Genomic DNA, 12347 nt, shown 5'->3' on the forward strand with positions numbered 1-12347 from the left:
GCATGAAATTTTTAATGATTAAACGCCTTGTTATTGTCTCATTATTATTTGGCCTAACTGCATGTGGCGGTGGTGATGTTGAAGAAAATCCACCCGCTCAGCAAACTCCAACTTCTGACGTATACACAGGTCCAGCAGCGGCAACCGCGGATATTCAAAAATACAAAACGTCGTTGTGGGACAACATGTCGACTCAGGATAAGTGCGGTGCATGTCATACAGAAGGTAACCAAGCCCCTTATTTTGCCAGCCGTAATGATGTTAACGACGCTTATGCCGCCACTAATCCCTTAGTTGATTTAACCGAGCCTAATGCTTCGCGTTTAGTGAGCAAAGTGGCTGGTGGGCACAATTGTTGGTTGGCCAGTGATTCAGCTTGCGGCGAAACCATGACTCAGTGGATTAAGTTATGGGCTGATGACCGAGTGAGCACTGCCAATACGATTGAGCTAACAGCCCCCGTTATTCGAGATCCAGGTTCAAGTAAAAACTACCCAGATGACAGCAGCTTATTCAGCCAGCATGTTTATCCGGTTGTGTATCAACATTGCGCTTCTTGCCATAACGAAGGCGTGCAAGCGGCACAGTCGCCCTTTTTTGCCAGCAATGATATCGAACAAGCGTATGAAGCCGCAAAAGGGGTGATGAATTTAGATACCCCAGCACAATCACGATTAGTGGTACGTTTAGGATCGGAGTTTCATAACTGTTGGAATAACTGTTTAGACGACAGTATTGAAATGCGCGATGCGATTACTGCGTTAAGTGACGGCATTGAACTCGATGAGATCTCACCGGATATGGTGGTGTCTAAATCGTTACGATTAACGGATGGTATTACCGCATCAAGCGGTGGCCGTTTTGAAACTGACGTGATTGCGCTGTACCAATTCAAAACCGGTGAAGGCACCATTGCCTATGACACCTCGGGTATTTCTCCTGCGGCAAACTTAACCCTTAGTGGTGATGTCGATTGGTTAGGCGGCTGGGGATTGTCATTTACCAATGGTAAAGCGCAGGCTAGCACCGCCAATAGTAAAAAATTGTACGATTTAATTACCGCAACGGGTGAGTTTTCGATTGAAGCCTGGGTCACCCCCAATAATGTGACTCAAGAAGGGCCTGCCCGCATCGTCACTTATTCAGCCGGTGATGACGCGCGTAACTTTACCCTTGGGCAAACCCAATATAATTATGACTTGATGCTCAGAACTGAAGCATCAAGTAGCAATGGTGAGCCAGCATTGAGCACCCCCGATGCCGATGAAGTGCTGCAAGCGACGTTGCAACACGTAGTGATGACCTACAACGCCACTAACGGTCGCAGTATTTATGTGAACGGTCAGCTGATTGATACGGTTGATGAAGATATTGCTCCATTAGCAAATTGGGATGACAGCTTTGCGCTAATTTTAGGCCGTGAAGCGTCTAATCAACATGTATGGCAAGGCGATGTTCGCTTACTTGCGCTTTACAACAGGGTTTTAGCACCTGAGCAAGTGCAACAAAATTATGAAGTGGGCGTTGGTGAAAAGTTCTTTTTACTGTTCTCAATAAGTCATCTCATCGATTTACCGAATACTTATGTGATGTTTGAGGTAAGCCAATTTGATAATTACAGTTATTTATTCAGTAATGCTGCGATTGTGAATATTGACGGTACGCCAGTGAGCGACAGTTTTGAGGTAAAAGGCTTACGTATTGGTATTAATGGCAAAGAAAGCGCTCAAGGTCAGTCGTACGTTAATCTCGACTTGTCGGTATCGGCAGGCCAGGTGCTTGCTGAGCCGTTTTCTATCTCGGCACTTGGCACCATTATCGCGCTTGAAAAAGGCGCAAGTCAGGATGAGTTTTTCTTAACCTTTGAGCAATTAGGCGAGCACAGTAATGTGGTGCTACCTGGCGTATTTGTTACCCCAGCAGAGGTGCCAGCCACCACTGAATCTGCTCAAGTGGGTGTGCGTAACTTTGCAGAAATTAATCACAGTATGAGTGTGCTAACTGGAGTGGCGCAGCAATCAACCAAGGTGTTTGCCACTTATGAGTTGGTTAAACGTCAATTACCTAGCCTTGAGAACATTGAAACCTTTATTTCAGCGCAGCAAATGGGCATCACCCAATTAGCGATCGCTTACTGTGACTCGGCAATTGAGGATAATACAATACGCAATAATTGGTTTCCTGATGTTGATTTTACGGCTGTTCCTAGCGTGGCATTAAGTGCGGCTGATAGAGGTAACTTGCTTAATCCATTAATTAATCAGTTAATGCCATTGTCATTGAGTAACCAACCTAGCCAAAGCGATGTGTATGCAGAATTAGACAGTTTGGTGACCGGCTTGTCGGTGTGCAGTGGTACCTGTAATGCAGAGCGCACTCGAACCATTGTTAAATCAACCTGTGCTGCGGTATTGGCCAGTGCTGTCATGCTAGTGCAATAGGGGCCGCAGATGATAAATATATTAACCACCGCGCAATTGAGCTTTGTTCAATTGATGCATGCACCACTGAACAGCACTGCAAATGTTGTCGTAAAACAGAGACAAAAAGGATCCAACAATGACTAAATCAAAGCATCTTCATCCAGACAGTCCATTGTTGTTTGCTGATCATCGTAAACCCATGACTCGACGCGAGTTTATTTCAACGGGTTTATACAAAGGCGGTGCGGCAGTTGCGGGATTATCTATGTTTAGCATGTTTGCTAATCCTAACAATGCGCATGCGGCATTGTCGGCAGATCTTGAAGCATTAAGGGGGTCTTGCGGCATTAGCGTTCAAGGTGCGGGTAAAATTCCATTTATTAGTTTTGATTTGGCTGGTGGCGCTAACATTGCCGGCTCAAATGTATTAGTTGGCGGCGCGGGTGGCCAGCAAGACTTTTTATCTACAGCTGGTTACAACAAGCTTGGTTTACCGGGTGACATGGCGCCATCGATTGCTAATCCTAATGCTGGGGTGTCTGATTTTATCAATACCGATTTGGGTTTAGCATTTCATTCTGACTCGGCGTTTTTACGCGGTATTTTAGAAAAGGTTTCATCAGACACGGCATCAAGAATTAACGGTGCAGTGATCCCAAATCGTTCAGACAACGACACCGGCAATAATCCGCATAATCCAATGTATGCCATTGCGGCGGCGGGCGCGAATGGCTCGTTAATGCCGTTGGTGGGTTCACGCAATTCTGATTCGGGCGGCAATTCAATGGCGCCAACCAGTTTTATTGATTTAAGCATGCGACCGACCAAAATTGATAGGCCGTCTGATGTCACCGGTTTGGTGGATGTGGGCGACTTATTTAGTTTATTGTCGCAACGCGATGCTGTGGCGGTGATGGAGAGTATTCAACGCATTAGCGCGCAAAAAATGGCGGCGGTAAATACTCAGGTGACCCGTGGCGATGTGATTAAAGATTTAGTCAATTGCGGCTATGTTAAAAGCGCTGATTTAGCGGATCGTTTTGGCGACCCATCAACCCTAAACCCGTTATTAGACCCAGATATTGTGGGGCCAGGTGGCATATTTGGCATTAACGAGTTTGATTCTGAATCAGAGTTTCAAAAGACAGCATCGATTATGAAGCTAGTGGTGAATGGCTTTTCTGGTGCGGGTACGGTCACTATGGGTGGGTTTGATTATCACACTGGCGAGCGGGCAACCGGTGAGTTACGCGATTTACGTGCAGGTCGCTGTATGGGAGCCTGCTTAGAGTATGCTTCACGCCGTAATATGCCGTTAATGTTGTATGTGTTCAGTGATGGCTCTGTTTCAAGTAATGGCCGTATTGATGACTCAATGGAAGGTCGTGGTAAAGGCGAGTGGACGGGTGATAATTCTTCAACCGGAGCCTCGTTCTTTTTGGTGTATAACCCGTCTGGTAAACCCCAATTAATGGGCGGCAATGACGACCAAATGGCGCAAAAACAACAAATTGGCTTTATGCGCTCTGATGCGTCAGTCGATACCGCCTCCGCCCCGTCGGCTAATAACGTGAATTTGTTGGTGGAAACCGTTTTGCTTAATTACATGGCTTTGCATGGTGAACAAGGCCAATTTACTTCAGTAGCCCCAATGCAAGGATTAGGTAATGCCACTATGCTCGACTCGCTAACCGCGTTTCAACCGATAGTGTAGGGAGTGTTACTGCGCCAGAATTTTTTACTGGCGTATTAAAGACACTTTTTAATATCTCGTTAGCTCGCATGGATGCGGCTGAATCACCTCAAGTTCAAACACTTCAGTGACACGCTACAAGTACATCCTTGTAAGCTCGGCCATGACGTCCATGTCATGGACGGTCACAGCCGAGCTTGTACTCGAGGCTCTATTTCTTCGTTGCGGGCGGTGTATCGGCTTGATGTGTAGCTAAATATTGGCTCATGGATGTGGCAGAATCACCTCAAATTCAAACACTTCAGTTACACGCTGCAAGTACATCCTTGTAAGGTCGGCCATGACCTCCATGTCATGGAAGGTCACAGCCGCGCTTGTACTCGAGGCTCTATGTCTTCGGTGCTGGCGGTGTATCGGCAAAGATGTGTAACTAAATAATGGCTCATTGATGTGGCAGAATCACCTCAAGTTCAAACGCTTCTGTGACACGCTGTAAGTACATCCTTGTAAGCTCGGCCATGACGTCCATGTCATGGAAGGTCACAGCCGAGCTTGTACTCGAGGCTCTATTTCTTCGTTGCTGGTGAGATGACAAGGTGACAAAACAAATGTGTAGCTAAATATTGGCTCATTGATGTGGCAGAATCACCTCAAGTTCAAACGCTTCTGTAACACGCTGCAAGTACATCCTTGTAAGCTCGGCCATGACGTCCATGTCATGGACGGTCACAGCCGCGCTTGTACTCAAGGCTCTATTTCTTCGTTGCTGGCTGTGTATTGGCTTGATGTGTAGCTAAATATTAGCTCGTAGATGTGGCTGAATCACCTCAAATTCAAACGCTCCAGTGACACGCTGCAAGTACATCCTTGTAAGCTCGGCCATGACCTCCATGTCATGGACGGTCACAGCCGCGCTTAAACTTGAGGCTCTATTTCTTCGTTGCTGACTGTGTAGCGGCACAGATGTGTAGCTAAATATTGGCTCATGAATGCGGCTGAATCACCTCAAGTTCAAACGCTTCTGTGACACGCTGCAAGTACATCTTTGTAAGCTCGGCCATGACGTCCATGTCATGGACGGTCACAGCCGCGCTTAAACTTGAGGCTCTATTTCTTCGTTGCTGGCGGTGTATCTGCACAGATGTGTAGCTAAATATTAGCTCGTAGATGTGGCTGAATCACCTCGAACAAAGGGGGAGATTAACCTCAAGCATCACATGCTGCGCATGTAAAAAATCAAAAGCGTTAAAAATAAAATCAGTATGAATACTTTTATATGGTATGTACTGATTTTATGTACAGTTATAATGGATTTTCATCGATTTGCGCTAAAGAATGATTAACAGTCGTTCTTTCGTTGTATCTGTTTATCAATTGAGAAATCGTAATTGTCTGATATTGTTATCTTTAGTTTTTTGTAAAGTGAAGGCAAATTCTACTTTACGCGCAAGCACGGTTTGTTTTTACATGTTAGACATAATTAATTGCTTTACTTCAATAAGATAGCAAATGTAGGATGATATTAATCAATAACTTGAACGGCCGACCTTATCGGGCGAGCCCTTCAATAAGCTGTTATGTTTCAAGGATGATATGGATAAATTTGTAGAAACTTTAAACTATTTAGAGCGCAATGATAATCTAAGCAGCATCGATGAGTCTTCAACCGAAATTAGGGTCGAGATATTTAAGGAACTTTATGAAAATGGTCTCGTTAACGCAATAGATTGTTGTAGCAAAACTGGTTTAAGCTATTTGGAGCCTAGAATTAATATGAGTGGTAGGCAATGGCTAATAGAGCAGACAACTTCTAAAACTATACAGCATTCTGTTTCAAGCGAAGATATTATCGATTTAAAACCGAATTTTATGGGGCTTGGAATTAACTTTAATGCTTTGTTTAGGCGGTTTAGGCGTAAATGAAACATAACAAAAAAATTAAGCTCGCCTGCTGCGCAGGCTGGGACGCAAACATGTGGGCTGCTCACTTCGTTCGGACTTTAGCCCACATGCCTGCACCCCTTATTTAAAAGTTAGCTTCCCTTGAGCATTTGTGCAGTACTCCAACTTAGGTATTTATGAATAAAAAGTACAAAGTTCGAATAGATCGAGTTATTCAATATATTGAAACCAATCTAGCTAACAGTATCTCATTGACTGAAGTGGCGAAAATAAGTCATTTTTCTGTATATCACTTCCACCGAATTTTTACAGGCATTGTCGGTGAAACCGTCAATGATTACATCGTTAGGCGAAGGCTTGAGCGAGCAGTCAACTTATTGATTTTTAAAACTGAGCTGTCTGTTACTCAAATAGCTTTAGATAACGGCTTCTCATCAAGTGCCAATTTTTCAAAATCAATAAAGTTACATTTCGGATTTAGTCCGTCGGAAATACGAAATCCAGAAAAAATTAAAAATAGCAAGATTGGAAAGATATCTAGCAAGTATGGAAAAGATTTTAAACCCTCTGATTTGTATCCTTCTCGCATCACAAATGAAGTGATGAATAAAATCAATTTAGAGGATACAAACATGAATATTGAAGTAAGAGAACTTGATAGCCAGCGTGTATGTACTTTGGCTTCAGAGCGAGGTTATGAACCTGAAGCGATATATCAAGCATGGGATAAGCTTATAGATTGGGCTGTTTTTAATGGTATAAAGCAAGATGAGCAAAAACGCTTCGCCTTTGCTTTTGACAATCCGACAGTTACACCGGTCGATAAATGTCGTTACACGGCTTCGATAGTGATTGGTGAAGATGTTCAAGTTAAGTCACCATTTTCGCTATCTGAAATACCAAAAGGTAAATACGCTGTACTTTATTTTAAAGGTAGCCCAGAAGAAACAATTAAGGCTCAATTGAGTATCTATTCTGATTGGTTACCTAATAGTGGATTTGAACCAGATGATTTCCCAATGTTAGAGCGTTATCTGAACGACGCAAGAATTGATGGGTACGTTGAAATGGAAATTCACGTTAAACTTAAGGAAATATAGGCATATTTTGTACAGGGTAAAAGCTAACAAAGCCAGCCAGCAGGACGCAGCAAAGCTGCGCCTCTGCTGGCGGCGTAAGTCTTAGAACATGGCCACCCTAGAACATGGCCACCCAGTCTTAGAACATGGCCACCCAGCACAAGTGGATAAATATTAAACAACCAACTAGGCTTAGTTACCTTTAACTCTGACAGGTAATCTAAGATGGCCAGACCAAGACAGACAATCGTTAGTCTAGAAGATACACCTTACTATCACTGTTGTTCTCGTGTGGTGCGTAAGGCATTTCTTTGTGGAATTGATAATTCCACTGGTGAGAACTTTGAGCATCGGCGTGAGTGGGTTGATTCACGCATTCTTGAGTTAGCGACCATTTTTGCCATCGATATCTGTGCTTATGTCGTGATGAGTAATCACTTACATGTGGTTATAAAAGTCGATGCTGACAAAGCGAAGCAGTGGTCAGATAAAGAAGTGCTAATTCAATGGCACAAAGGCTTTAAAGGCACGTTACTCACACACAAATTAGAACATGGCCACCCACCCCAACGGTACCTACGCAGTCGTTTGTATAGGCTTTATATTTTAAAATGTCTATTCATGGCGTAAGGCTTCTATAGGATCGAGTTGTGCGGCCTTACGAGCAGGGCCTAGAACATGGCTAGAACATGGCCACCCAGCCCAAGTGGATTAGAACATGGCCACCCAGCCCAAGTGGATAAATATTGAACAACCCACTAGGCTTAGTTACCTTTAACTCAGACAGGTAATCTAAGATGGCCAGACCAAGACAGACAATCGTTAGTCTAGAAGATACGCCTTACTATCACTGCTGTTCTCGTGTGGTGCGCAAAGCATTTCTATGTGGAATTGATAATTCAACAGGTGAGAATTTTGAGCATCGGCGCGGGTGGGTCGATTCCCGCATTCTAGAGTTAGCGACCATCTTTGCTATTGGTATCTGTGCTTATGCCGTGATGAGTAATCACTTACATGTGGTGTTAAAGGTTGATGCAGACAAAGCAAAACAGTGGTCAGATAAAGAAGTGCTTATACAGTGGCACAAAGGCTTTAAGGGCACGTTACTTACACAAAAATACCTTAAAGAGGAAGACCTTAACTCATTTGAACTTCAAACGGTTAATGAATGCATTACCGAATACCGTAAGCGCTTAATTGATATCAGTTGGTTTATGCGTTCACTCAGTGAGCCCATCGCCAGAATGGCCAACAAAGAAGATAAATGTACCGGAAGATTCTGGGAAGGACGTTTTAAGTCTCAAGCACTGCTTGATGAGGCCGCAGTATTAGCTTGTATGGCTTATGTCGATTTAAACCCTGTCAGAGCCAATATGGCTGCAACTCCTGAAACCTCAGATTACACCAGTATTCAGCGCCGAATAAATTCAGCAATGAAAGGCGAGCAACCACCTGAACTATTACCGTTTGTGGGTAATGAACGACTCAATATGCCTAACGGGCTCATGTTCAGTGTGAAAGACTACATTGTACTGGTTGAAGATACCGGTCGAATTATTAGAGAAGATAAGCTTGGCGCCATTAGTTCAAGCAGTCAGAGCATTCTGAATAGACTCAACATTCCTGCTGCGAATTGGCTCAAAATCACTACAGAGTTTGGTGCATTATTTAAAGGTGCTGTCGGTGCATTACCTGCCTTAACCGAATATTGTGAGCATTTAGAGCGAAAACGACGACAAGGCGCTGCAAATTGTCAGCGTTGGCTGTGCGCTTAAGTCATAATCCCCAATCAAATTACAATTCTTCTTATACTTGATTGCTATCAAGTTTTTCTGTTGTGCAGAATTCTGGATATGACAGGTAAACCACTCATTTAACGTTAATATTTTAGTCATATCGATATAAATTGATGAGTTGAGTACATCAAGTATAACCCTCGCCAAAGCAATGAAAACGAGTTAAGTTACTTGTTCCAATAATGGGTGGCATTTTTCATCGTGCTCAAATAATGGGTGGTATTTTTCATCGATCTTTTTCATCGTTAGAGGCGAAGCTGAAGTTGTCAGGTTAAGCAGAGAAAGTCGGGCTGTCAGTTATAAAAGCAAACTTAGCTAACATTCAGTTGGGTGAGGAAGCCAAGCACACTCTCAAGTGGACAAATCAGAAAATAGGACGATGAAAGAGCAATGATAAAAGATGAAGAATGACAAAACCTACCTTAAAAGGTGTAATCAGAACAAACAATTAGCCGAAAGGTTGTACAAAATACCACTACCGAAAAAAAGCAAATTCCTATAGCATAAAACATACCGATTAATTTGGGTGTGGCATCGGCCAAGTCCAACAAGCGATTTATGCCTTGCAAACTGCGCAACGCATAAATACTAAAACGTTATGTGCCAGTGTTATCCAATTTAAATTTAATGGAGACTAGATAGTAATATGAATACATTTTTTGAATATTTAACACTAAGCCTATGGGTTTTCCCCTTTTATTTCTATGTAATCTCATTTTTACATTTCCGTAATAAAATTAATCCTGGTGTGTATTTCGGCTACTCAGCTAAAGGTCAGTTAATAACGGGTATTGCTTTTACATTTTGTGCCAGTTCATTTTTATTCCAATCAGTTGGAGTTAACGTTACTTTAATGTTTGCTTATTGTGCCACTCTCATTTGGGCGATCAGGGTGGAAAAACAAGCTAAAATTGGGAAAAGTCAAATTAGCACATAGCAAGGCATTTAAAAGAGTAGAACATAGCCACCCACCCCAACAATACCAACACAGTCGTTTGTATAGTTTATATTTTAAAATGTCTATTCATGGCGTAAGGCTTCTATAGGATCGAGTTGTGCGGCCTTACGAGCAGGGAAGTAGCCAAAAATAACGCCTACAGCGGCTGAAAATAAAAAAGATATGGCGACAATGCTTAGATTAAATACAAAGGGAACGCCCATTAAGTTTGCCAGCGTAACCGATCCAATTAATGCCAGTATAATCCCAATAATGCCGCCTAATGATGACAACATTACAGCTTCGACCAAAAATTGTAACAGTACTTCCCGTTCCATGGCGCCAATAGCAAGACGAATACCAATTTCCCGCGTGCGTTCGGTGACTGATACCAACATGATATTCATAATACCAATGCCGCCTACCAATAAACTCACTGCTGCTACAGCACCCAATAACGTAGTTAATACTTTTGTGATACCGCTTAACATGTTAGATATTTCTTTCATATCCATGACGGTAAAGTCGTCTTCTTCATTAGTCGCAATGTGACGCCGTTCACGCAATAATTCGCCGATAGCTTGTTTTACTTTTTGTGTTGATTGGCCATCGTTAACTGAAATTTGAATGAGTTTAATATCTTGATTACCGGATAAACGTCGCTGAAAAGTTCGCAGGGGTATCACCACTAAGTCGTCTTGATCCGTCCCCATGGTAGACTGTCCTTTTGCATTCAATAGCCCGATGATTTCACATGAAAATTTTTCTAATCGAATTTTTTGACCTAAAGGGTTTTGACTACCAAACAATTCTTTACGAACGCTTTCGCCGATAACGCATATGGCTTTACCTGCGCGTAATTCACTTTGGGTAAATGCGCGTCCAGCTTCAAAAATCCAGTTACCCGCAACAAAAAACTGGTTGGTGGAGCCCATAATACTGGTGCTCCAGTTTTCATTACCGTACACCACGGTAGCACCTTGCGATGAAGAGGGAGCGACTGCATTGATATTGTTAATCTCTCGAGCAATTGCCTCTGCATCAGCCAAACGAAATGCTGATGCCGATGATCGTTGTCCCATCCCCATTCTCTGCCCCGGCGTGACTAATAATAGATTGCTGCCAAGGCTAGCGACTTGTTCTGTTACTTGTAAGGTTGCGCCGCCGCCAATGGTGACCATAATGATCACCGCAGCAACACCGATAACAATCCCTAACACAGTGAGGAATGAGCGCATAAGATTACGGCGTATTTCTCGCATAGCCAGTAACACAGCATTCCATAACATTAGCGAGTTCCTCCGTTGTCATCATCTCTGACAACCTGCCCATCGAGGAAGTGGATCTGTCGTTTGGCAAAGGCGGCCATGTCAGGCTCGTGAGTGACCATAACAACCGTAATATCCAACTCACTATTAAATGAACTTAATAACTCCATGATTTCTCGGCTACGGGAAGAGTCTAGATTACCGGTTGGTTCGTCTGCTAATAATACCGCTGGTTGAGTCACAATTGCTCGTGCAATCGCCACGCGTTGCTGTTGACCACCAGACAATTCACCTGGCGTGTGATGAGCCCAACCACTCAAACCCGACAACATTTAATGCACTTAGTGCTCGTTCTCGACGCACGCCAGCAGGCAAACCTCGATAGATTAACGGTAATTCGACATTTTCTAATGCGGATGTTCTATTGAGTAAGTTGAATCCCTGAAAGATAAACCCAAGGTAATTGCGTCTTAACAGTGCTAATTGATCGCGACTTAATGTGCCGACATCTATTCCATCAAACAAATATTGACCTGATGTGGGAGTATCTAGGCAACCTAATACATTCATACAGGTCGATTTACCTGAGCCACTTGGGCCCATCACAGCAACAAAATCACCACGGTTAATGGTTAAATTGACTCCTGCTAAAGCTTGCATTTTAGCTTGGCCAGTTCCGTATACCTTATATACTTCTCTTAACTCAACGAGAGGGGATTGATGACTGACGATAGCATTACTCACTTTTAGTACTGATTGTATCGATGATCAATGGCATATCGGCTTTAAGGTCACCGCTGATTATTTCGGTATTGATACCATTGGTTGATCCAGTTGTAACATTAATTGCGATAGGTTGATTATCACGAAGTGTCCATACGTGCTGTTGAAGGTTATCTGTATCATTACTTTCGACTTTAGTTTTGGAGATGCTGGGTGGTCCAGGCATGATACTTTTCATAAAGCCGCCGTTGTTACTGGATTGTGTCTCTTCATTTGATGGTTTAAAGCGTAGTGCGGCATTAGGCACTAATAATGAATTGTTTATTTGTTTTACGAGAATATCTGCGGTTGCCGTCATTCCTGGACGCAGTAATAAATCAGAATTATCAACGCGTAAAACGGTAATCCCCCCTAAAAAAAGCTGATTTCAAAAGTAGAATTTTCTCGTACTATATACGCAGGGAGATTCTGCATGAAAACATCAAAATTTAGCGACAGCCAAATCTTGGCTATCCTCAAGCAAGCC

At 43.0% G+C, this 12347-nt stretch carries 9 protein-coding genes and 2 pseudogenes; 8 read left to right on the forward strand and 3 right to left on the reverse strand.

What is annotated here, in order from left to right; all coding sequences use genetic code 11:
- Window positions 1-2 precede the first annotated feature (2 nt).
- From IEY48_RS15635 to IEY48_RS15670, 8 genes and pseudogenes are all read left to right on the forward strand, one after another.
- Window positions 3-2441 carry a LamG domain-containing protein gene (locus tag IEY48_RS15635; RefSeq protein ID WP_229786518.1) on the forward strand — a complete coding sequence of 813 codons (2439 nt, stop codon included), beginning with the start codon at window positions 3-5 and terminating at the stop codon, window positions 2439-2441.
- A 118-nt stretch (window positions 2442-2559) separates the two neighbouring features.
- Entirely contained in the window at window positions 2560-4137 is a 1578-nt protein-coding gene (locus IEY48_RS15640; protein WP_188921984.1) for a general secretion pathway protein GspF, read from the forward strand.
- Between the two features lie 613 nt (window positions 4138-4750).
- On the forward strand, window positions 4751-4909 hold the full coding sequence (locus IEY48_RS15645; protein WP_188921986.1) for a hypothetical protein: 159 nt from the start codon (window positions 4751-4753) through the stop codon (window positions 4907-4909).
- An 800-nt stretch (window positions 4910-5709) separates the two neighbouring features.
- Window positions 5710-6039: a hypothetical protein gene (locus IEY48_RS15650; protein WP_188921988.1), complete on the forward strand. Its 330-nt coding sequence runs from the start codon at window positions 5710-5712 to the stop codon at window positions 6037-6039.
- A 155-nt stretch (window positions 6040-6194) separates the two neighbouring features.
- On the forward strand, window positions 6195-7118 hold the full coding sequence (locus IEY48_RS15655) for an AraC family transcriptional regulator (RefSeq protein ID WP_188921990.1): 924 nt from the start codon (window positions 6195-6197) through the stop codon (window positions 7116-7118).
- 204 nt (window positions 7119-7322) lie between these two features.
- Window positions 7323-7655 (forward strand): annotated as a pseudogene (locus IEY48_RS15660) (transposase); the annotation flags it as partial.
- A gap of 239 nt (window positions 7656-7894) precedes the next feature.
- Window positions 7895-8872, forward strand: a complete 978-nt coding sequence (locus IEY48_RS15665; RefSeq protein ID WP_188921992.1) for a transposase — start codon at window positions 7895-7897, stop codon at window positions 8870-8872.
- 667 nt (window positions 8873-9539) lie between these two features.
- Window positions 9540-9830: a hypothetical protein gene (locus tag IEY48_RS15670; RefSeq protein WP_188921994.1), complete on the forward strand. Its 291-nt coding sequence runs from the start codon at window positions 9540-9542 to the stop codon at window positions 9828-9830.
- Window positions 9831-9913: 83 nt separating this feature from the next.
- On the opposite strand, the gene IEY48_RS15675 is transcribed toward IEY48_RS15670, so the two are convergent.
- From IEY48_RS15675 to IEY48_RS15685, 3 genes and pseudogenes are all read right to left on the reverse strand, one after another.
- On the reverse strand, window positions 9914-11119 hold the full coding sequence (locus IEY48_RS15675; protein ID WP_188921996.1) for an ABC transporter permease: 1206 nt from the start codon (window positions 11117-11119) through the stop codon (window positions 9914-9916).
- A pseudogene (locus IEY48_RS20665) lies at window positions 11119-11758 on the reverse strand (ABC transporter ATP-binding protein). Before IEY48_RS20665 ends, IEY48_RS15675 begins: the two are co-directional and overlap by 1 nt.
- A gap of 76 nt (window positions 11759-11834) precedes the next feature.
- Window positions 11835-12179: a hypothetical protein gene (locus tag IEY48_RS15685; RefSeq protein ID WP_188921998.1), complete on the reverse strand. Its 345-nt coding sequence runs from the start codon at window positions 12177-12179 to the stop codon at window positions 11835-11837.
- Window positions 12180-12347 lie beyond the last annotated feature (168 nt).

This window comes from Shewanella saliphila (assembly GCF_014648295.1).
In the GTDB taxonomy this organism is placed as follows: Bacteria; Pseudomonadota; Gammaproteobacteria; order Enterobacterales; family Shewanellaceae; genus Shewanella; species Shewanella saliphila.

Coding starts and splice junctions, on each gene's coding strand:
- IEY48_RS15635 (WP_229786518.1), top strand. CDS start 3: ATGAAATTTTTAATGATTAAACGCCTTGTTATTGTCTCATTATTATTT.
- IEY48_RS15640 (WP_188921984.1), top strand. CDS start 2,560: ATGACTAAATCAAAGCATCTTCATCCAGACAGTCCATTGTTGTTTGCT.
- IEY48_RS15645 (WP_188921986.1), top strand. CDS start 4,751: ATGTGGCAGAATCACCTCAAGTTCAAACGCTTCTGTAACACGCTGCAA.
- IEY48_RS15650 (WP_188921988.1), top strand. CDS start 5,710: ATGGATAAATTTGTAGAAACTTTAAACTATTTAGAGCGCAATGATAAT.
- IEY48_RS15655 (WP_188921990.1), top strand. CDS start 6,195: ATGAATAAAAAGTACAAAGTTCGAATAGATCGAGTTATTCAATATATT.
- IEY48_RS15665 (WP_188921992.1), top strand. CDS start 7,895: ATGGCCAGACCAAGACAGACAATCGTTAGTCTAGAAGATACGCCTTAC.
- IEY48_RS15670 (WP_188921994.1), top strand. CDS start 9,540: ATGAATACATTTTTTGAATATTTAACACTAAGCCTATGGGTTTTCCCC.
- IEY48_RS15675 (WP_188921996.1), bottom strand. CDS start 11,119: ATGTTATGGAATGCTGTGTTACTGGCTATGCGAGAAATACGCCGTAAT.
- IEY48_RS15685 (WP_188921998.1), bottom strand. CDS start 12,179: ATGACGGCAACCGCAGATATTCTCGTAAAACAAATAAACAATTCATTA.